Annotated in this window: 15 protein-coding genes; all 15 read left to right on the plus strand. The window is 59.1% G+C overall.

Annotated features, from left to right (window positions below):
* The first annotated feature begins 56 nt into the window (after window positions 1-56).
* The 15 genes from DWZ52_RS04435 to larD all read left to right on the plus strand — a co-directional run bounded on the left by DWZ52_RS04435 (window position 57) and on the right by larD (window position 20,634).
* Window positions 57-713 carry a YveK family protein gene (locus DWZ52_RS04435; protein ID WP_055250503.1) on the plus strand — a complete coding sequence of 219 codons (657 nt, stop codon included), beginning with the start codon at window positions 57-59 and terminating at the stop codon, window positions 711-713.
* A gap of 2 nt (window positions 714-715) precedes the next feature.
* Entirely contained in the window at window positions 716-1,453 is a 738-nt protein-coding gene (locus DWZ52_RS04440; protein ID WP_118384988.1) for a CpsD/CapB family tyrosine-protein kinase, read from the plus strand.
* Between the two features lie 17 nt (window positions 1,454-1,470).
* On the plus strand, window positions 1,471-2,121 hold the full coding sequence (locus tag DWZ52_RS04445) for a tyrosine-protein phosphatase (protein WP_055250497.1): 651 nt from the start codon (window positions 1,471-1,473) through the stop codon (window positions 2,119-2,121).
* A 39-nt stretch (window positions 2,122-2,160) separates the two neighbouring features.
* On the plus strand, window positions 2,161-2,661 hold the full coding sequence (locus tag DWZ52_RS04450; RefSeq protein ID WP_117637372.1) for a GNAT family N-acetyltransferase: 501 nt from the start codon (window positions 2,161-2,163) through the stop codon (window positions 2,659-2,661).
* A gap of 202 nt (window positions 2,662-2,863) precedes the next feature.
* Window positions 2,864-4,888, plus strand: coding sequence for a molecular chaperone HtpG (gene htpG, locus DWZ52_RS04455; protein ID WP_118384989.1), 2,025 nt, complete (start codon window positions 2,864-2,866; stop codon window positions 4,886-4,888).
* A 509-nt stretch (window positions 4,889-5,397) separates the two neighbouring features.
* On the plus strand, window positions 5,398-8,172 hold the full coding sequence (locus DWZ52_RS04460; RefSeq protein ID WP_233547264.1) for a YhgE/Pip domain-containing protein: 2,775 nt from the start codon (window positions 5,398-5,400) through the stop codon (window positions 8,170-8,172).
* Window positions 8,173-10,362: a YhgE/Pip domain-containing protein gene (locus DWZ52_RS04465; RefSeq protein WP_118384991.1), complete on the plus strand. Its 2,190-nt coding sequence runs from the start codon at window positions 8,173-8,175 to the stop codon at window positions 10,360-10,362. It begins immediately after the preceding gene.
* A gap of 200 nt (window positions 10,363-10,562) precedes the next feature.
* The gene (locus DWZ52_RS04470) at window positions 10,563-11,546 is read left to right on the plus strand and encodes a DMT family transporter (protein WP_118384992.1); all 984 of its coding nucleotides are present in this window, start codon (window positions 10,563-10,565) and stop codon (window positions 11,544-11,546) included.
* 116 nt (window positions 11,547-11,662) lie between these two features.
* Window positions 11,663-12,958 (plus strand): M20 family metallopeptidase, encoded by a 1,296-nt coding sequence (locus DWZ52_RS04475; RefSeq protein WP_118384993.1) that lies wholly within the window; start codon window positions 11,663-11,665, stop codon window positions 12,956-12,958.
* Between the two features lie 123 nt (window positions 12,959-13,081).
* Window positions 13,082-13,264, plus strand: a complete 183-nt coding sequence (locus DWZ52_RS04480) for a hypothetical protein (RefSeq protein WP_118384994.1) — start codon at window positions 13,082-13,084, stop codon at window positions 13,262-13,264.
* Between the two features lie 10 nt (window positions 13,265-13,274).
* Window positions 13,275-13,490, plus strand: coding sequence for a hypothetical protein (locus tag DWZ52_RS04485; RefSeq protein ID WP_199579120.1), 216 nt, complete (start codon window positions 13,275-13,277; stop codon window positions 13,488-13,490).
* A 171-nt stretch (window positions 13,491-13,661) separates the two neighbouring features.
* Window positions 13,662-14,975: a histidine--tRNA ligase gene (gene hisS / locus DWZ52_RS04490; RefSeq protein ID WP_118384995.1), complete on the plus strand. Its 1,314-nt coding sequence runs from the start codon at window positions 13,662-13,664 to the stop codon at window positions 14,973-14,975.
* A gap of 257 nt (window positions 14,976-15,232) precedes the next feature.
* Complete coding sequence (locus DWZ52_RS04495) at window positions 15,233-18,046, plus strand: phosphoenolpyruvate carboxylase (RefSeq protein WP_370448268.1); 2,814 nt, start codon at window positions 15,233-15,235, stop codon at window positions 18,044-18,046.
* Window positions 18,047-18,575: 529 nt separating this feature from the next.
* Window positions 18,576-19,853, plus strand: coding sequence for a nickel-dependent lactate racemase (gene larA, locus DWZ52_RS04500; RefSeq protein WP_117647964.1), 1,278 nt, complete (start codon window positions 18,576-18,578; stop codon window positions 19,851-19,853).
* 49 nt (window positions 19,854-19,902) lie between these two features.
* Window positions 19,903-20,634, plus strand: a complete 732-nt coding sequence (larD, locus tag DWZ52_RS04505) for a D/L-lactic acid transporter LarD (RefSeq protein WP_117765423.1) — start codon at window positions 19,903-19,905, stop codon at window positions 20,632-20,634.
* The last annotated feature ends 90 nt before the right edge of the window (window positions 20,635-20,724 follow it).

A 20,724-nucleotide genomic window follows, 5' to 3' on the forward strand; every position in this document is an offset into this window, starting at 1 on the left:
CGATAACATACGAACAGTTTTGTCAATCCGAACTGGGGAAATGAAAGGCAAGCTGCATGACCCTTCTCGAACTGTTCCAGCTGCTGAAGAAGCACCTCAAGCTGGTCATCACCCTTCCGGTGGTCTGCGCGATCGCCATGGGCATCGTGTCCTTCGTTGCGATGGACAACACCTATACCGCGACGACGAGCATGTACATTCTCGCCAAGACCGACGATAGCGGTCAGATGAGCTACAACGATCTCTCGGCGAGCCAGATGCTTTCCAACGATATCGCCACGCTGCTGGATAGCGATAGCGTTAAGAGCGGCGCCGCCAAAGAACTGGGCCTTACCGATCTGGATGACTACAAGGTGTCTGTTTCCTCCGAGACCACCACGCGTGTCATTACGCTTTCGGTTACCGGCACCGATGCCAAGGAGACGGCTGAGGTCGCAAAGGCCATTGCCAGCTCGGTGAGTACGGTCGCTCAGAACGTCGGCGCTGCCCAGAGCATCAACGTTATCGACGAGGCTAAGACCCCCGAAGCCCCCAGCGGCCCCAAGCGCACGCTGTATATTGCCGTCGCGTTCCTCGCCGGTATCTTTATCGCAGTTGCCTATGTCGTTTTGGCAGACATGCTCAATACCCGCATCCGCGGTGCCGAAGAGGCAGAAGAGCTCCTGGGTATTCCCGTTGTTGGCCGAATTCCGGCTATGAAAGGTGGTAAATAGGCATGGCTAAGGCAAAGAACACCGATAAGCTCGTTGTGCAGAATGCCGCCAAGACCCTTCTGGCCAACATCCGCTTTGCGAGCGTGGATGACCCCATTCGCACCATCACCGTTACCTCCTCGATTCCCAACGAGGGCAAGTCTACGGTTTCCATTAACCTTGCTCAGGCAATCGCCACGAGCGGCAAGAGTGTCCTGCTGGTCGAGGCTGATATGCGTCGCAGGTCCCTTGCCGATATGCTCGGCGTCCGCTCCCGCGGCGGACTCTATGCAGCCCTGTCCGAGCAGGTTTCTATCGACCAGGCGATTGTCGAGACGGGTCAGAAGAACTTCTACTTCCTCGATGCCGAGCCGCACATTCCCAATCCTGCCGACATCATCGTCTCCCATCGCTTTGCCAAGCTGGTAAAGGCACTGTCCGCCAAGTTCCAGTACGTCATCTTCGATGCTCCCCCGGTCGGCACCTTCATCGATGCTGCCGAGATCGCAAGTCTGACCGACGGTGCGCTTTTTGTCGTGCGTGAGGATTTCACCAAGCGCGAGGAGGCGCTCAACGCCATCGGTCAGCTTAAGAAGTCCGAGAAGGTCAAGCTCATCGGTACCGTCATGAATTACTGTGAGACCGAGACCAGCGAGTACTACTATTCTTACTACACCAAGGACGGTAAGAAGGTTAAGAAGGGCTCCGACGATCAGGGCACTTCCAAAAAGGGCATCTTCACCAACCGAGCAAACGTTTAGTTGATTAAGGCTGACCTATGCGTGACATTCATTGCCATATCTTGCCGGGTGTAGACGACGGCGCCGCCGATCTCGAAGAGAGCTTGGCGATGCTCGAGGCTGCCAAGCGGGCCGGTGTAACCAGAATCGTTTGCACTCCTCACTGCCGTGATCCCTATTTTGATTACGACAAGATGTGGGATGCCTTTGAGCTGCTGCGCGATAACGCTGACGGTTTTCCGCTCCAGATGGGCTTCGAGGTCAACCATCGAAAGCTCGTTGAGCTTGGTATCGATGCCGCGGATCACTTGCATTTCGATGGGACCAACGAGTTTCTGCTCGAGCTTTCGACGCATGCCGATGCGTATGCGTTTAGAGAGTACGAGAACACGATTTACGATTTGCAGTGCCGTGGCTACCAGGTGATCATCGCTCATCCTGAGCGCTATCGTGCGGTTCAAAAGGATGTAAGCGTGGCGGAGCGCCTGGTCGATATGGGCTGCAAGCTGCAGGCTTCGGCGGACTTTATTGCCGGCGGTCGCTTTGGTCGCGAGAAAAAGCCGGCACAGCGCCTGTTCGATCAGAACCTGTACAGCTTCATCGCGAGCGATGCCCATAATGTGGGTCATTACGACTGCCTGGCGAAGGCTCGCGCGAAGTTTAGCGTGCGCGGAGCTCATTTTCGCTAAAATCCGTCCCTAACGTTCGCATTGAATGAAAGGGCAGCCATGGATATCCAACTTAAGACGGGATGCTTTGATGACGCGGCGTTGGTGCGCCGCGTCGTTTTTATGGACGAGCAGGGCTACGAGAATGAGTTCGACGCTATCGACGAGGATCCGAACTGCATCCATGTGACGCTCTATGTAGACGGCGAGCTTGCCGGTTGCTCGCGCGTGTTTCCCGAAGAGCTTGAGCGCGCGGCTGACGCAGAGGCTCCGGTGTCGCCGGCGTGCGACTTGGACGAAGGCGTCGCGGCGGGGGAGACCTACATTATGGGGCGCGTGGCCGTGCTGCCGAGCATGCGCCGTCGCGGTCTGGCGAGCAAGATTGTCGAGGCCAGTGATACGTGCGCGCGTGATGCCGGCGCCAAGCTCATTAAGCTGCATGCGCAGGAATACGTGCTGCCGCTCTATGCCAAGGCGGGCTACACGCAGATTGCGCCGGTGGACTACGAAGACGAGGGCCAGCCCCATGCTTGGATGGCCAAGCGCGTAGATGGCAGATAGGGACGTTCCTTTCCTGCCGGCAGTCGGGGACACTCCTTGGCAATTGGCGCATCGGAGCGTTTGGACATACAGTTTTTCGATTCCGTATGTATATATGCGCGCTAATGGGTTATAAAATCTAAGTCTGAACATAGCAGGTCTGCGATGCGGCTCGGGCAACCGGGCCGTTTTTGCGGACGGGGGTAGCGCGAAAGGACTGCACATGCGTCAATTTAAGACCGAGAGCAAAAAACTGCTCGACCTCATGATCAACTCCATCTACACCAATAAGGAAATCTTCCTGCGCGAGCTTATCTCCAACGCGAGCGATGCCGTCGACAAGCTCAACTTTAAGAGCCTTCAGGATCCGAGTGTCAAACTCGACCAGGGCGACCTGGCCATTCGTGTCTCCTTTGATAAGGACGCCCGCACCATTACCATCTCGGATAACGGCATTGGCATGACCGCCGAGGAGCTCGAGCGCAATCTGGGCACCATCGCCCATTCCGGCTCCGAGGAGTTTAAGACCGAGAACGCCGAGCAGCAGGGTTCGGATGTCGATATCATCGGCCAGTTTGGCGTGGGCTTCTACTCGGCCTTTATGGTTGCCAGCCACGTAAAGGTTGTCAGCCGCGCCTATGGCGAGGACACCGCTCACGTGTGGGAGTCTGATGGTCTTGAGGGTTACACCATCGAGGACGGCGAGCGCGCCGAGCACGGTACCGATGTCATCCTGACGCTGCGCGAGAACGAGAAGCTCGACGCCGACGGCGAGGCCGAGACCTACGATCGCTTCCTGACCGAGTGGGGTCTCAAGAGCCTGATTCAGCAGTACAGCAACTATGTGCGCTACCCGATCCAGATGATGGTGTCCAAGAGCCGCCAGAAGCCCAAGCCCGAGGATGCTGGCGACGATTATAAGCCCGAGTACGAGGACTACCAGGAGCTCGAGACCATCAACTCCATGACGCCGATCTGGAAAAAGCGCAGCTCCGACGTTGAGCAGAAGGACTATGACGAGTTCTACAAGTCCACGTTCCACGACTTTGACGATCCGGCGCGCACCATCAGCTTCCACGCCGAGGGCACGCTCGAATACGACGCCCTGCTGTTTGTGCCGGGCCGCGCGCCGTTCGATCTGTACAGCAAGGATTACGAGAAGGGTCTGGCGCTCTACAGCTCCAACGTGCTGATTATGGAGAAGTGCGACGACCTGCTGCCCGACTACTACAACTTTGTGCGCGGTGTCGTGGACTCTGCCGACGTGACGCTCAATATTTCGCGTGAGACGCTGCAACAGAACCGTCAGCTCAAGGCCATTGCCAAGCGTGTCGAGAAGAAGATCACTGCCGATCTTGAGGACATGCGCGACAACGACCGCGAGGCCTACGAGAAGTTCTTTGAGAACTTTGGCCGCGGCCTTAAGTACGGCATCTACTCGAGCTATGGCATGAAGGACGATGAGCTCGCCGACCTGCTACTGTTCTGGTCTGCCAAGGAGCAGAAGATGATTACCCTGGCCGAGTATGCCAAGGGCATGCTCGAGGATCAGAAGGCCATCTACTACGCCGCCGGCGACTCGCGTGAGCGCTTGGCCAAGATGCCCGTGGTAAAGGGCGTGCTCGAGCGCGGCTATGACGTGCTGTTGCTGACGCAGGATGTGGATGAGTTTACGTTCCAGGCTATGCGTGAGTACGTTGCCGCCGATATGCCTAAGATCTACGAAGACGACGCCGCCCGCGAGGCTGCCGAGAAGGCCGTTGCCGACGGTGCCGAGCCCGAGGTCGAGGATCGTCACCTGGAGCTCAAGAACGTCGCGACTGGCGATCTTGATCTGGCGACCGAGGACGAGAAGAAGGAGGCCGAGGACGCCACCAAGGAAAACGAGGACCTCTTTAGCGCTATGAAGGAGGCGCTCGGTGACAAGGTCGAGAAAGTTGCCGTCTCCGCGCGCCTGACCGATGCCCCCGCTTGCATCACCACCGAGGGTCCGCTTTCGCTCGAGATGGAGAAGGTGCTCCAGAAGGGGCCCGAGGGCGCGCCCAACGGCATGCCCAAGAGCCAGCGCGTGCTCGAGCTCAACGCCAAGCACCCGGTCTTTGACAAGCTTGTCGCTGCCCAGAAGGCAGGCGACGCCGATAAGATCAAGCAGTACTCCGGCTTGCTCTACGATCAGGCCCTGCTGGTCGAGGGCATCCTCCCCGAGGACCCCGTTGCCTTCGCAGCAGCTGTCTGCGAGCTTATGTAGTTTGGTAGTTACGCGGTTCTACGAACCGCGTAACTACTCGACGCTGCCCTTCGTTCCGCCGTTCTAACGAACGGCGGACCAGCCGACGCTGCGCGGGCACCAGAGCGACAACTTGTCATTCAAAGAGGACGGCATGACCAGAAGGTCTATGCCGTCCTCTTTTCATGCCAATTTGTTCGCTCTGGTGACCGCTCGCTGGCATTACCAAAACATCGACGGTCCAATAATGATCCCTTGGGGACGGAGAAAAAGTGGTCGTTGGGGACGTTCTTGTTTGACTGGTAGTTTAAGAACGCCCCCGATGACTATTCGGATTGCTAATTTGTGCGGGTTGTGGTTTTGTGACCTGCTGAAATTTAAGATACTGTACAACTGTACGTTAACTCATCTTCGTAGTATATTGCTACCCGCAAAACTCAGCACCATTGTGCCGCGAGGCACTAAAGCGCCTACGTACAATGGTTGTCGATAGTACGATTCGATTCAACGACAGGATGGATGGTCTAAGCGTGAGTCTCGGCAGCAAACTATCCAACGCAAAGGTATCCTTTGCGATCTTTAAGCGTGACATCAAGCGATTGCTCGTGAACCCCGTCGCCTTGGTGGTTACCCTCGGCGTGTGTGTTATTCCCTCGCTGTATGCCTGGTACAACATCGTGGCAAACTGGGATCCGTACGGAAACACCCAGGGCATCAAGATTGCTATCGCCAACAACGATCAGGGTACCCAAAACGACCTAGTGGGCGAGCTCAATGCGGGCGATAAGGTGGTCGACCAGCTCAAGGAAAACGATCAGCTGGGCTGGACCTTCGTCGACTCGGCTGCCGATGCCAAAGAGGGCGTCGAGAGCGGGGAATACTACGCGGCGATCGTAATCCCCAAGAACTTCTCCGACAATCTTGTCTCGATGCTCGATGGCAATTACCATCAGCCGAAGCTCACCTATTACGTCAATGAGAAGAAGAGCGCCATTGCGCCCAAGGTCACCGATACCGGTGCCAACACCATCGAGGAGCAGATCAACTCGGAGTTTGTCTCCACGGTGGGCGAGACCGTAGCGGGCATCGCCAAGGATGCCGGCATCGATTTAAAGGACAAGGCAACCCAGACTCAGGACTCGCTGACAAGTTCGGTGTCCGAGGCATCCGACACCTTGGGTGAGGTGCGCGATTCGATTGGCGATATGAATGCCGCCATCGATAAGACGAGTGGCGCTATCGCCTCGGCTGATGCGGCGCTTGCCGGCTTGCAAGGTCAGGCACCGTCGCTGACGCAGGCAATCTCCCAGGGCAACGACCTGCTGGGCGAGGCTCGCGCCACGGCGGGCAACTCTATCACCTCGCTCTCCAAGGCACTCTCGGAAGGTAGCCTTGCACTCACCAAGACGTCAGCCTCCGCGAACGCTGCGATTGGCAAGCTAACGGGTACGGTCACATCTACGACCACCCGCATCGACAACTCGCTCGAGTCTCTCCAGGCGACGATCGATCACAATAAGGCCGTTATCGGGCACTTGGAGATTCTCGTTAATGACACGTCGACAGGTTCCGAGGAAATTGACGCGCGCATTGTATCGACCATCGATTCGCTTCGCGAGCAAAACCAGAAGCTGCAGAGCATCAAGGATGGCCTTTCTGCACAGTCGAGCGCCATGGCAAACGACGCTACGGCAATCTCGAACGCGAGCAACGCACTCAACGCGGCAATTCAGACCGGTACGGCTAGCCTCGGTCAGGCTCAGACCGATCTGGGTCAGAACGCACTTCCGAAGGCTTCGAGCGCGCTTGACTCCTTTGCCGCCGTTTCGGGCGATTTGACCGGCATTGTGTCGGGTATGACCCCCACGATAGCGAGCGCGCGCGGCACGCTGGCGCAGCTCGACGCCACGCTCAAGCAGGCAAAGACCACGCTATCCCAAACCGACGCCTCCCTTGCCAAGGTTCAGGACAAGCTCGCGACCGCCGCCAATGACATTGCGGCGCTGCAGACCTCTGAGTCTATGGGCGAGTTAGCCGACCTCATGGACGTCGACGTCAATGACGTGGCAGATTTCATGGCATCTCCGGTTGAGCTGACGTCCAAGTCAATCTATCCGGTCAAGAGCTTTGGCTCGGGCATCGCGCCCTTCTACACCAATCTGGCGCTGTGGGTAGGCGGCTATGTGCTCATCGCTATCTATAAACTCGAGGTCGACCGCGAGGGCATCGGTAGCTTTACGGCGCGTCAGGGCTACTTTGGCCGCTGGCTGCTGCTGGTGATCCTGGGCGCGTTCCAGGCCATTATCGTTACGGTGGGCGACCTGGTCATTGGCGTTCAGTGCGTCAATCCGCTGCTCTTTGTACTGGGCGGCATCGCTATTTCGTTCACCTACGTCAACATCATCTATGCGCTGTCCACCACGTTTAAGCATATCGGTAAAGCCATTGGCGTCATCCTCGTCATTGTGCAGATCCCCGGCTCGTCGGGCATGTATCCCATCGAGATGATGCCCGGCTTCTTCCAATGGCTGCATCCGCTGCTGCCCTTCACCTATGGCATCAACCTGCTGCGCGAGACCGTCGGTGGCATGTATTCGTTCAACTACCTGTTCAACCTGTGCATCCTGGGCGTGTTCCTTGCCATCGCACTCTTTATTGGCTTGCAGCTGCGTCCGCTGCTGCTCAACCTCAACCTGCTCTTTGATAAGCAGCTTTCCACGACGGGCCTAATGATCTGCGAGTCCAACGACCTACCGCGCCAGCGCTATTCGCTGCGCACGGCCATGCGCGTCATGCTCGATTCGGATTCGTACCGTCGCGAGCTGCTCGATCATGCCGTGGCGTTTGAGCATCGCTACCCGTACTACATCAAGGGCGGTTTTGCCGCCGTGGTAGGCGTGCAGGTTCTGCTCTTTGTGCTTTCGACGGTGCTCGATATCGACAATAACGGCAAGATCATCCTGCTCGTTATCTGGATCATTTCGGTTATCGCCATCTGCGGCTGGCTCATCAACATCGAATACATCCGTGCGAGCCTCAATACCCAGATGCGTATCTCGGCGCTTTCGGACGAGGACCTTCGCCGCGAGATGCGCGAGCACACGGCGGCGATCCCTGCCGCCCGTCGCATGTTTGGTCTCAACGCCAGCGAGCGTGGCGCCAAGGGAGGCGAACAGCCTACGAGCCGTCTGCCGCATATCGGTGCGCATCGTAAGGCTCAAGATGCCGACGGCGCTGACAACGTAAACGGAAACGACGGGGACACCACCCCGCTTGGCAAGCACTCTAAAGGAGGTGAGGCATAAATGAAAAACATCCTGCACCTGTTTAAGCGCGATGTCCAAAACGTGTCTCGCTCCGTGATCGGCATGGTCGTCGTGATGGGCCTGATCATCGTGCCATGTCTCTATGCATGGTTTAACATCGCCGGAAGCTGGGATCCCTACGGCAATACCGGCAACCTTAAGATTGCAGTGGTCAACACCGATGAGGGTTACGAGAGCGATCTGATTCCCGTCGAGGTCAACGTGGGCGAAAACGTAACCGCCACCCTGCGCGGCAACGAGAACTTCGACTGGGTCGTCCTCAACGACCGCGATAAGGCGATTGAGGGCGTTAAGTCGGGCGCGTACTACGCTGCCGTCGTTATCCCTAAAACGTTTAGCGCCGACATGATGACGCTTTTCTCGACCGAGGTGAAGCACGCCGATATCGAGTTCTATGAGAACCAGAAGGCCAACGCCATCGCACAGATCGTGACTGAAAAGGGTTCGAGCGCCGTCCAGAGTCAGGTCAACGAGACCTTTACCAAGACCATCACGACCATCGGCCTTAAGACCGTGTCCAGCCTGCTCGACTATATGAGTACCGACCAGGTGAGCAACTTTATCGCCAATCTGTCCTCGACGCTGGGCGATTCGGTCGAGGACCTGCAGGACGTTCAGACGAGTGCGACGTCGCTCGCGGGCATTTTGAGCTCCACGTCCGATTCACTGACATCGGCGGGCGGCATGCTCAAGCAGACGGGCACCGTTGATGAGTCGACGAAGCAGCTGATGGAGCACGCCAAGAGCGGCATCAATGATTCCAAGGAAGCGCTCAAGGCCGCCAACGATGCCGTTGACGCGGCGATTGACGGAAGCGCGGGCTCGTTCGACAACGTGTCCGCCGAGCTTGCGAAGGCATTCGATGCCGCGAATCAGCATGTTGACCTTACGGTGTCTCAGCTCAACGAAGCCGCAGCGGCGCTCAATACGCGTGCTGACGATATCGATGCGATGGCCGATCAGCTCCGCAACCTTGCCGACCAGGTGAGTGATGACAAGCTCAAAGACGGTCTCGAGTCCGCTGCGACGTCGCTGGGCAGAATTGCCGTGGAGTACCGCAACAATGCGAAGGACCTGACGGCGACCGCAAAGTCCCTTTCGGACGGCATGGCGGAGGTCAACAACTCGCGTGCCGAGGTCGACCAGGCCATCGCCGATGCCAAGGCGGGTATCTCGGGAGCCAAGTCCGACTACGATTCCACGTTCTCGGTTAAGGCCAAGGAGCTCAAGAAGACCATTTCGGGCGTTCTGGATTCCCTGAACGGTATCTCGGGTGACTTGGATAGCGCCGTGAGCGGTCTGACCGACGCCTCTGGCTCGCTCGCAAAGGGCCTCTCCAAGGCTGCGACGCTGGTCAACAAGGCTTCTGATCAGTTGGGCAAGGCGTCGGACAAGATCAGCGCTTTTAAGGACGAGCTTGATAGCGCTCTGATGTCGGGTGACCTGGCCATGATTAAGACAATGATTGGCAACGACCCCGAGGGCCTCGCCGTGTCGCTTTCTGGCCCCGTTGCGCTCGATCGCAAGCCGGTCTATCCGATCCGCAACTACGGTTCGGCCATGGCGCCGTTCTACACGATTTTGTCGCTGTGGGTGGGCTCGATTGTTCTGGCGGCCATGATGAAGGTCTCGGTTGACGATGAGCTTATCAACGAGCTCATCCCCGTACGCCTGCACGAGATCTATCTGGGCCGTTACCTGTTCTTTGGCGGTTTGGCCCTGCTGCAGGCAACGCTCGTGTGCGCGGGCGACATTCTGTTCTTTGGCATTCAGTGCGACAACCCGCTGCAGTTTGTGCTGGCGGGCTGGGTCGCGAGTCTCGTGTTCTCCAATATCGTCTACACGCTCACCGTGTCGTTTGGCGATATCGGCAAGGCGCTCGCTGTCGTGCTGTTGGTCATGCAGGTCGGCGGTTCAGGCGGTACGTTCCCCATCGAGATGACCGGCCCCGTGTTCCGGGCGATCTACCCGTTCCTGCCGTTTACCCACGGCATCAACGCCATGCACGCCGCCATGGCTGGCGCCTACCATATGGAGTACTGGGTTGAGCTGGGTATCTTGGCGAGCTATCTGATTCCGTCGCTGGGCCTGGGCGTCGTCTTCCGCCGCCCGGTCATCAAGGCCAACGACTGGATCATCGAAAAGCTTGAAAGCACGAAGCTTATTTAGTGCAACAGCGTGACATTGACAAAACATCGAGGTTCACTTTGCTGACGCTTTAGTGGGCTGGATTGCGGTGCAACGCTGGTTGTTGCTACAGTAGCGGGGCGTGCCGGGGGTCCGGCGCGTCCCGTTTTTATTTGACCATGAGGCGGCACGCAGCCATACGCGTGCGGACACCACGCCCAGTTTGAGTGTGAGGATGTTCCATGGCCCAATACGCTGCCAACGAAATTGAAAACATGCCCGATAGCCCCGTTGCTCGCGAGGACCTGGGTGCGGGCGGCACCTCCCGTGGTGCCGGTGCTCGTTCGCCGTTGTTCTGGAAGGTTCTGCTCCTTTCGGTGGCGGTCATCTGGGGCTACTCCTTTACCACTATGAAGGACGCACTCGGCACCATTCCGGTGTTCGCGCTGCTCTATGTACGTTTTCTGCCCGCAGCGTTGGTCATGTTTGCCGTCTTCCACAAGCGCATCATCGCGCACCTCAACGCTCGCAACCTGATCGTTGGCCTGAGTATGGGCGTGCTCATGTGGGCGGCCTATGCGCTGCAGACGGTCGGTCTGGCACATACTACGGCGGGCAAGAATGCTTTTTTGACGGGCACGTATTGCATCCTTGTGCCGTTCGCGAGCTATTTCCTGAGCGGCGAAAAGCTCACTCGCTATAACCTGGGTGCGGCACTGCTGTGCCTGGCGGGCATTGGCCTGGTGGCACTCGATAGCGTCGAGTTCAATATCGGCGATGCCATTACGCTGGGCGGCGCGGTCTTCTTCGCCATCCAGATGGCGGTGACCGCCAAGTACGGTCGCAAAATGGACATCAACGTCATCACGTTTTGGATGTTTGTGGGCAATGGCATCCTAAGCCTGGTCTCGTCGCTGCTATTCGAGACCCAGGCGCCTCTGTCCGTGTGGACGCCGAATTTTATCTGTGTGATGGCGTTTCTCTCGGTGGGCTGCACATGCGTGGCTCTGCTCATCCAAAACGTCGGCCTGGCGCATGTCCCGGCTTCGACGGGCTCGCTGCTCCTTTCGATGGAGTCGCCTTCGGGCGTGTTGTTTTCGGTGCTGCTGATGGGGGAGGCGCTCACCTCGCGCCTGCTCGCCGGCTTTGTGCTTATCTTCCTGTCGATTATCTTGAGCGAGACTCACTTCGATTTTTTGCGTCGAAAGCCGCGCCCGCAATTGTAAACAACTTGTTGCGCCGCCCTCCTGGGGCGGCATTTTTTATGCCTCGCCCTTACAGTTGTACCTTGCGCTTTACGCTATCAAAGTGCTTACTGCAAAAACGTTACTGGAGGGCATTTATGGCACCAGCTTTGTCCGATCTTCAACCGCAATCAACGCCCAAGGCCACCGCCGCGGCGCAGACCGCTATCGGTGACGGTCTTGTTGCAGAAGCTCAGGCTTTTGCAGACGAGCTCGCTGCGTGGCGACACGATCTCCACCAGATGCCCGAGCTGGGTAATAGCCTCCCACAGACCTCTGCGTATATCCAGGCACGTCTGACCGAGATGGACATCCCGTTTGCCACGCTCGTCGACGGCTCCTGTGTTGTGGGCCTTGTCGGCTCCGGTGCCGCCGCGGCCCAAGGCAATGGCGTCTGCACGAATGAGCAGGCTGGTACGGTCATCATGCTTCGTGGCGACATGGACGCCCTGCCCGTTGCCGAGGAATCCGGCGAGCCCTTTGCATCCACCAACGGCTGCATGCACGCTTGCGGTCACGATATGCACGCGACGGCGCTGCTTGGCGCGGCTCGTATGCTCAAAGCGCGCGAGACTGAGCTTGTTGATGCCAACGCCACGGTTAAGCTGCTGTTCCAGCCGGGCGAGGAAACCTTTGAGGGTGCCCGCGCCGCCATCGCCGACGGTCTGCTGCAGAACCCGCGCCCTCAGGTCGCCTTTGCCATGCATGTCAATAGCCAGTCGCCGCTTGGCCTGGTGCTTTACGGCAGTCCGGCGCTCTCGGGCGTGTACGGTTTCCGCATCACGCTGCAGGGCAAGGGCGGTCATGGCTCGAGCCCCGAGATCTGCATCGACCCCATTACGGCGGGCGTGCACGTGCATCTGGCACTTCAGGAGCTTATCGCTCGCGAAGTGCCGGCGGCCAAGGAGGTCGCGCTTACCGTTGGCAAGTTCGCCGGCGGTCAGGCCGCAAATGTCATCCCTGATACTTGTGTGCTCGAGGGAACGCTGCGTGGCTTCGATGTCGAGCTCATGGAGCACCTCAAGGCCCGCATCGCGGAGGTCGTCAAAGGCGTTGCCACGACCTATCGTACGCCGGCGACTATTGAGACGCTCTCGGATGTTCCCCCGCTCGTACTCGATGACGATATGACGCAGGCGTCGCTTGGCTACGTGGGCGCGGTGCTGCCCAAGTCCGCCTTCCTGCCGCTGTTCCACGCCATGGCGAGCGAGGACTTCGCGTTGATCTCGAGCGAGATCCCGAGTGCGTACTTTACCGTGGGCGCTGCCGTGACTGATACGGACGAGCATTTTGCTCAGCATCATCCCAAGGCGCGCTTTAACGATGCCGAACTGCCGCTCGGTGCCGCGGCCTATACCGCCGTCGCTTTGGGCTATATCGCCGACCACCGGTAGCACCCAACCTTGCCTTTCAAGCCTGCGGGCATGGCCGTAAGGCCTATGCCCTTGTCTTTCAAGGCAATCTTGGGCACTACCGGCGCCCGGCGCCGGCTATTCGTTTGTTAAATAAGGAGCAGTATGTCCCAGCAGCGTAAGTTTTTCCCCGGCTGGCTCGTGGTGGCCTCTGGCTTCGTGATCATGGCCACGTGCTACACGATTTTCGTCAACTGCATGAGCCTGTTCCAGCCGTTGATCGTCAGCGACCTGGGCATTTCCCTTGCGCAGTACAACATCTCCAACGCCTACGATCGCTGCGTCTAAGCAGTTTGGCATGGCCGACCTGGGTAAGGTCACGGGCACCATTACCTCGCTCGAGATGGTCGGCGGCACCGTGGGCGCCATTGTCTCGGGCGTGCTGTTCGATGTCACGGGCTCCTTTGCGAGCACCTGGATTGTGTGCCTGGCGTGCTCCGTGGTCATGCTTGTGTTCCTGCTAGCATCCGAGCCTATCGCCGCCAAGTTGCGCGCGAGCGTGGCGGGGGAGTAGATAGGCCAAAGCGCATTGCCGCTTGTCCGCTTCGTCCGTGGCTACCGCGGCGGCGCATCTGGCCGAACGAGCCCCCATACCCTCGTTCGGTCAGACGCGCCGCCGCTGTATGTGTTTGTGCCGTATAATGACCGTTACCTATGACGCGATACAAAAGAAAGGTGTTTGCCCATGCAGGCACAGAAGGCGGAGGGAACCCGCGACCTTATCGGCGCCGAGATGCGCGCCTGGCAAAAGATGCAGCAGATTGCGGCCGGCGTGTTCGAGCCGTTTGGTTTTAAGCCCATCGAGACGCCCGCGATCGAGCAGGTGGACGTGTTTGTCCACGGTATCGGCCAGTCGACCGACGTCGTGCGCAAGGAAATGTTCCGCGTGTTCAGCGGCGCCAACCTGGAGCGCGTCTTTACCGAGGGCACCGACACCAAGCTTAAGCCCAAGCAGCGCCTGGCCCTTCGTCCCGAGGGCACGGCCGGTGTGGTGCGCGCCGTCGTCGAGAACAACCTGGTGCCCCAGGGCTCCACGCCGTTTAAGGCCTATTACGCCGAGGCCATGTTCCGTGGCGAGCGCCCCCAGAAGGGACGCCTGCGCCAGTTCCACCAGGTGGGCATCGAGTGGCTCGGTGCTCCCGATCCGGCGGCAGACGCCGAGTGCATCATTATGCTCATGGAGTTCTACAAGCGCCTGGGCTTCGATCTTTCCAAGCTTCGTCTACTCATTAACTCGATGGGCGATGCCCAGTGCCGTCCGGCCTATCGCGAGCAGGTCAAGCAGTTCATTCTCGATCACGCCGACGAGATGTGCGACGAGTGCCGCGAGCGCGCCGAGCTCAATCCGCTGCGCGCCTTCGACTGCAAGAACGACCGCTGCCGCGAGATCATGGCCGAGGCCCCGCTGATGGGCGACAACCTGTGCGACGAGTGCCGCGAGCACTACGAGCAGGTCAAGCGCTATCTGGATGCCGCCGGTATCGAGTATGTCGAGGATCCCACCCTGGTGCGCGGCCTGGACTACTACACCCGTACTGTCTTTGAGGTCGAGGCTCCCGGTGCCGGTGTCGGCTCCATCGGTGGCGGCGGTCGCTATGACGGCTTGGTCGAGCTCGAGGGTGGCAAGCCCACGGCCGGCGTCGGCTTCGCCGTCGGTTTTGAGCGCGCCCTGCTGGCCCTTCAGGCATTTGGTAACGACTTGGGTGCCGAGGAGGCCCCGTGCGTCTACGTCGCCAATGCCGGCAAGGAGCTGCGTCAGAACGTCTTTGCCATCACGCAGGAGCTTCGCGCCGCAGGCATCGTGACCGAGGCCGACTACCAGGGTCGTTCGCTCAAGGCCCAGTTTAAGCAGGCCGACAAGGTGGGCGCCAAGCTCATCCTGGTCCTGGGTGGCGACGAGCTTGCCGCCGGCAAGGTCAAGGTGCGCGACATGCAGAGTCACGACGAGGTTCTCGTCGATTTGGCCAACGTGGTCGAGGCGGTTCGCGAGCGCCTGTAGCGCATCTTTTTGAGCTGCGGGCCTGCTAACGTGCCCTGCTCATGGAGAGCGATTGTTACGGGGGTGTTTCGCATTTATGCGGAATGCCCCCGTTTGCATATGCCGTCCACCGAGAAATACGACCATTTGGGGCAAAAACCCTTGCAATGCAGAAAATACTTTTGTGTGGTAAAGCGCAATCAGCTCCGAAAGTTTTTGCCGAGTGCCTATAATGGATACCGCATGTTACGTGCATAGAAGGAGGAATGGGAGGAAACGTGGCTGAGAACCTAAGCAACCAGTCTGTACCCGAAGCCGCGGCGCGCGTCGCTGCCGTGGTCAACCGCCTCGTTAACCGAATCGGCTCGAATGCCGAGTCCAAGGAGCGTCTCGCCGAGATCGAGATCCCCGAGGAGCTGCGCGACAATCTGGCGCTGTTCTTGCGCCTGGAGCGCCGTGTGCTTAGCGAGTATGATCCCGAGATCGCGGACCTGTTCGACAAGATTTTGACAGCCGAGATTGTGGCCAATGCCGGCAACCCCGGTAGCCGTGCTGCCGATGAGTCCGTCGACGAGCAGGGCGTGCCCACTGCCGACGAGCCCACCGCCGTGGCGTTTCGCGAAGTCGTCGATTTGATCGACAGCCTGCCGCTCGATAAACAGCAGGTTATCGTCCGCGCCTTTACGAGCTTCTTCCATCTGGCAAACCTGTCGGAGGAGAATTACCGTGTGGCGCAGCTGCGCGAGCGCGAGGCCGGTGCGTCGACCGATACCGAGGTCGATCCCGCCAACGAACTCACCGTCGCCTATCACCAGTTGGTAAACGAGAGGGGTGTCGAGGGCGCCAACGAGCTGCTCGGCAAGCTTGAGTTCCACCCTGTCTTTACAGCACATCCCACCGAAGCCCGTCGCAAGGCCGTCGAGGGCAAGATTCGCCGTATCTCCAACCTGCTGGAGGAGCGTCCGCGTCTGGGCGGCTCCGACCTGGTGGAGAACGAGCGCCATATGCTGCAGGAGATCGACGCCCTGGTGCGTACGAGCCCCATCGCGCTCAAGAAGCCCACGCCGGTCGAGGAAGCCGATACCATCATCGACATCTTCGATAACACGCTGTTCGACGTCATTCCCGTCATCTATCGTCGTTTTGACGACTGGGTGCTGGGTGATAAGGCCGGTACCGTGCCGCCGCTGTGCCCGGCATTCTTCCATCCCGGCAGCTGGATCGGCTCCGACCGCGACGGTAACCCCAACGTCACCGCCAAGGTAAGCCGTGAGGTCGCCGCCAAGTATTTCACCCATATGGTGCTCAAGCTCGAGGACAAGTGCCGCCGCATCGGCCGCAACCTCACGCTCGAGGCCACCTACAGCAAGCCGTCTGCCGAGCTCATCAACCTGTGGAACCATCAGGTCGAGATGAGCACCCAGTACACGGCACGCGCCGAGCTGATCTCCGAGCACGAGCCGCATCGCGCCGTCATGCTCGTCATGGCAGACCGACTCAACGCCACCGTCCGTCGCATCACCGACACCATGTACCACAGCGCCGATGAGTTCCTGGAGGACCTGCGCGTCGTCCAGCGCTCGCTGGCCGCCTGCGGTGCCGTCCGTGCTGCCTACGGCCCGGTCCAGACCATCATCTGGCAGGTCGAGTCCTTCGGCTTCCATATGGTCGAGATGGAGTTCCGTCAGCACTCCGTGGTGCACGCCCGCGCCCTCAAGGATATCCACGAGAACGGTATCCATGGCGACCTGCAGCCCATGACGCGCGAGGTCATCGATACCTTCCGCGCCATCGGCTCCATCCAGAAGCGCTACGGCAAGAAGATGGCGCATCGCTACATCATCTCGTTTACCAAGAGCGCCCAGCATGTGGCCGACGTCTTTGAGCTTGCCCACCTGTCCTTTGCACACGAGGAGGATGTCCCCGAGCTCGACGTGATCCCGCTGTTCGAGCAGCTCGAGGACCTCGAGGGCTGCGTCGACGTGCTCGACCAGATGCTTACGCTGCCCGTGGTGCAAAAGCGCCTTGCCCAGACCAACCGCCGCATGGAGGTCATGCTGGGCTATTCCGACTCCTCCAAGGACGCCGGTCCTACCACGGCCATGCTCGCGCTGCACTCCGCGCAGGAGCGCATCGCCAAGTGGGCCGAGAAGAACGATATCGACCTGGTGCTCATGCACGGTCGCGGCGGTGCCGTGGGCCGTGGCGGCGGCCCGGCCAACAAGGCCGTGCTGGCGCAGCCCAAGGGCTCGGTCAACTGTTTCTTTAAGCTCACCGAGCAGGGCGAGGTCATCTTTGCCCGTTACGGCAACCGCACGCTGGCCCAGCACCATGTTGAGTCCGTTGCCGCCGCAGCGCTTTTGCAGTCGGCCCCGAGTGTCGAGAAGACCAACACCGAGACCACGCAGAAGTTCTGGGATATGGCGGAGAAGCTCAACGCAGTAAGCCATGAGCGCTATCTGGACCTGCTGAACACCGAGGACTTTACACCGTGGTTCTCGACCGTGACGCCGCTGACCGAGGTCGGTCTGCTGCCGATCGGCTCGCGTCCCGCCAAGCGCGGCCTGGGCGCCAAGTCGCTCGACGACCTGCGTACCATTCCGTGGATCTTCAGCTGGAGCCAGGCGCGCATCAATCTGGCCGCTTGGTACGGCCTGGGTACTGCCTGCGAGCAGCTTGGCGACCTTGATCAGCTCAAGGCTGCCTACCAGGAGTGGCCGTTCTTCCGCACCTTTATCGACAACATCGAGATGTCGATCGCTAAGACCGACCAGCGCATCGCCAAGATGTATCTGCACCTGGGCGATCGCCAGGATCTGTCCGAGAAGGTCTTCACCGAGATGCAGCTCACCCGTAAGTGGGTCCTTGCCATCGTCGGTGACGAGTGGCCGCTACAGCGCCGCCGCGTGCTTGGCTGCGCTGTCCGCGTGCGCAACCCCTATGTCGACGCCCTGTCCATCGCCCAGGTCCGCGCCCTTCGCGAGGTGCGTATGAACCAGGACGAGATGGCCGAGGAGAAGAAGGCCGAGTACATGAGCCTGATTCTTTCGACCGTGACCGGCGTCTCGGCAGGATTGCAGAACACGGGGTAATCGATAGCCCTGTAGTCGTCCGGGCCCGCCATCAGTTTGCTTTTAGGCACGTCCTCGGACATGCAAGAAGCCCTCGCTGCGCACTTCGTGCGGCGAGGGCTTCTTGCGTCCTGCGGAGTGTGCCTAAAAGTAAACTGATGGCGGGCCCTGCGATGTCCGGTCTTCGACGGATTACTGCTGGGGAAAAGGTAGCGCGCTTCGCGCACTTTGATGGGGCTTCGTGCTGCGGAATGCATTCAGAGGGAAACCCATCGGGTCCCTTCGTCCTCGGTCTTCAGGGATTAAAGTTGAGGAGAAGAATGGCGCGCTTCGCGCGTTTTGGATGGGGCCTGTCCTGGTGGCGCATTTGACGCTTCTCGCCTTACGACTGTTCCGGCCGTGGTCCCGTTTGGGATCGCGGCCGTTTTGTTGTGGGTCAAATATGAACGTTGTGTTAATGAGTCGGTGGACGGTGGTGTTTTTCGGTGAGCGGCGTATCCTTCCAACGGTTTATCTAGTGTGTCAGTTGAAAGGAAGAGGGCGCTCGTCATTGTTTGAATGTGAACTGCCGTTTGACCACAAGACGTTGCATCTGGAACTCGAGGATAAGAACTTCGCGGGTGTGATGGAAGGTCATCAAAACGAGTTTAAGACCACGAAATCGCAGGAAGAGCTGGTGGAGGAGTCGCTTGCCAACCCTTACGGCTCGCCTTCGCTCGAGGAGCTTTGTGCTGGCAAGAAGGATATTGTCATCATTAGCTCAGATCATACGCGTCCCGTTCCCTCGCGTGTGACGATGCCTATTCTGCTGCATCACATCCACTCCGCTGCGCCTGAGGCGCGCGTTCGCATTTTGGTTGCTACGGGTATGCATCGTCCGTCGACGCACGAGGAGCTCGTCAACAAGTACGGCGAGGAGATCGTTGCCAACGAAGAAATCGTTATGCACGTCGCGACTGACGACAGCATGATGAAAAAGATCGGCACCCTGCCTTCTGGTGGCGAGTGCATCATCAACAAGATCGCTGCCGATTGCGATCTGCTGCTTGCCGAGGGCTTTATTGAGCCGCACTTCTTTGCCGGTTTCTCTGGTAGCCGCAAGTCCGTCCTGCCTGGCATCGCCAGCTACAAGACCATCATGTACAACCACAACGGTCAGTTTGTGAACGATTCCCACTCGCGTGCCGGCAACCTGTGCCACAACCACGTGAGCGAGGACATGTTTGCCGCCGCCGAGATGGCTCACCTTGCCTTTGTGCTCAACGTGGTGCTCAACGGCAAGCACGAGGTCATTGGCTCCTTTGCCGGCGACATCCACAAGGCGCACGAGGCTGGCTGCGAGTTCGTGAAGAGCCTTGCCGGCGTTGAGCCCGTCGAGTGCGAGATCGCCATTACCACTAACGGCGGCTACCCCCTCGATCAGAACATCTATCAGGCTGTGAAGGGCATGTGCGCTGCCGAGGCCACGCTTCCCGAGGGCGGCGTGATCATCGACGTCGCCGGTTGTGCCGACGGTCACGGCGGCGAGGGCTTCTATCACAACATCGCCGACAACGATCCGGCAGAGTTTGAGCGCGCCTGCATCGATCGTCCTAAGGACGAGACCCTGCCCGATCAGTGGACGAGCCAGATCTTTGCCCGCATCCTGGCGCATCACCCTGTGATCATGGTCACCGACCTGTGCGATCACCAGATGCTCAAGGATATGCACATGACGCCGGTCAACACTATCGAGGAGGCGCTCAAGCTCGCCTTTGAGATGAAGGGTGCCGATGCCAAGGTCGCCGTCATCCCCGATGGCCTGGGTGTTGTTGTCGCACAGCACTAGCGCGCGGCTTAAACGAATCGTTTATAACCGACAAGAAAGATAAGGTTTTATGCTTACCAAACTCCTCTGCGAATTCGGCGCAACGGCCCTCATGATCGTCTTTGGCGTGGGTGTTCACTGCGATACCGTGCTCAAGGGCACCAAGTATCAGGGCTCCGGCCATATGTTTGCCATCACCACCTGGTCCTTTGGCATCTCGGTCTGCCTGTTTGTCTTTGGTGGCGCTGTGTGCATGAACCCCGCCATGGTGCTTGCCCAGTGCATCGTCGGCCTGGTGCCGTGGGGCAACTGCATCCCCTTCATGCTTGCCGATATGCTCGGCGGCTTTGTGGGTGCCGTGATCGCTTGGTTTATGTATGCCGATGAGTTCAAGGCTTCCGAGGGCGTCGTCGACCCCATTGCCCAGCGCAACATCTTCTCGACCAACCCCACCACCGAGGGCACGAACTATGCTCGTAACTTCTTCTGCGAGGCTATCTGCACCTTCGTGTTCATCAGCGCCATCCTTGCTGCCGCTAGCCGCGCCGGCGAGAACGTTCTGATGCTCGCCATCTGCGTCGGCCTGATCGTTTGGGCTGTCGGCATGGGCATGGGCGGCATCACCGGCTTCGCCATGAACCAGGCTCGTGACCTTGGTCCTCGCATGGCCTATCAGGTGCTGCCGATTAAGAACAAGGCCGACAACAACTGGAAGTACGGCCTGCTTGTTCCTGGCATCGCGCCGTTTGTCGGTGCTATTGTGGCCGCGCTGTTTGTGCATGGCTTCTTGGGCATGTTCTAGTCCAAGGCTACATAGTTGTCCGCTGGCCGCATGGGGTAACTTCCCAGCGCGTCCTCGGACATGAAAGAACCCCCGCTGCGCACTGAACTG

The organism is Collinsella sp. AF33-16, from assembly GCF_003475325.1.
Lineage (GTDB): Bacteria > Actinomycetota > Coriobacteriia > Coriobacteriales > Coriobacteriaceae > Collinsella.

Excerpts from the sequence above, each read along its gene's own strand:
- DWZ52_RS04435 (WP_055250503.1), top strand. The coding sequence starts at position 57 with ATGACCCTTCTCGAACTGTTCCAGCTGCTGAAGAAGCACCTCAAGCTG.
- DWZ52_RS04440 (WP_118384988.1), top strand. The coding sequence starts at position 716 with ATGGCTAAGGCAAAGAACACCGATAAGCTCGTTGTGCAGAATGCCGCC.
- DWZ52_RS04445 (WP_055250497.1), top strand. The coding sequence starts at position 1,471 with ATGCGTGACATTCATTGCCATATCTTGCCGGGTGTAGACGACGGCGCC.
- DWZ52_RS04450 (WP_117637372.1), top strand. The coding sequence starts at position 2,161 with ATGGATATCCAACTTAAGACGGGATGCTTTGATGACGCGGCGTTGGTG.
- htpG (WP_118384989.1), top strand. The coding sequence starts at position 2,864 with ATGCGTCAATTTAAGACCGAGAGCAAAAAACTGCTCGACCTCATGATC.
- DWZ52_RS04465 (WP_118384991.1), top strand. The coding sequence starts at position 8,173 with ATGAAAAACATCCTGCACCTGTTTAAGCGCGATGTCCAAAACGTGTCT.
- DWZ52_RS04470 (WP_118384992.1), top strand. The coding sequence starts at position 10,563 with ATGGCCCAATACGCTGCCAACGAAATTGAAAACATGCCCGATAGCCCC.
- DWZ52_RS04475 (WP_118384993.1), top strand. The coding sequence starts at position 11,663 with ATGGCACCAGCTTTGTCCGATCTTCAACCGCAATCAACGCCCAAGGCC.
- DWZ52_RS04480 (WP_118384994.1), top strand. The coding sequence starts at position 13,082 with ATGTCCCAGCAGCGTAAGTTTTTCCCCGGCTGGCTCGTGGTGGCCTCT.
- DWZ52_RS04485 (WP_199579120.1), top strand. The coding sequence starts at position 13,275 with ATGGCCGACCTGGGTAAGGTCACGGGCACCATTACCTCGCTCGAGATG.
- hisS (WP_118384995.1), top strand. The coding sequence starts at position 13,662 with ATGCAGGCACAGAAGGCGGAGGGAACCCGCGACCTTATCGGCGCCGAG.
- larD (WP_117765423.1), top strand. The coding sequence starts at position 19,903 with ATGCTTACCAAACTCCTCTGCGAATTCGGCGCAACGGCCCTCATGATC.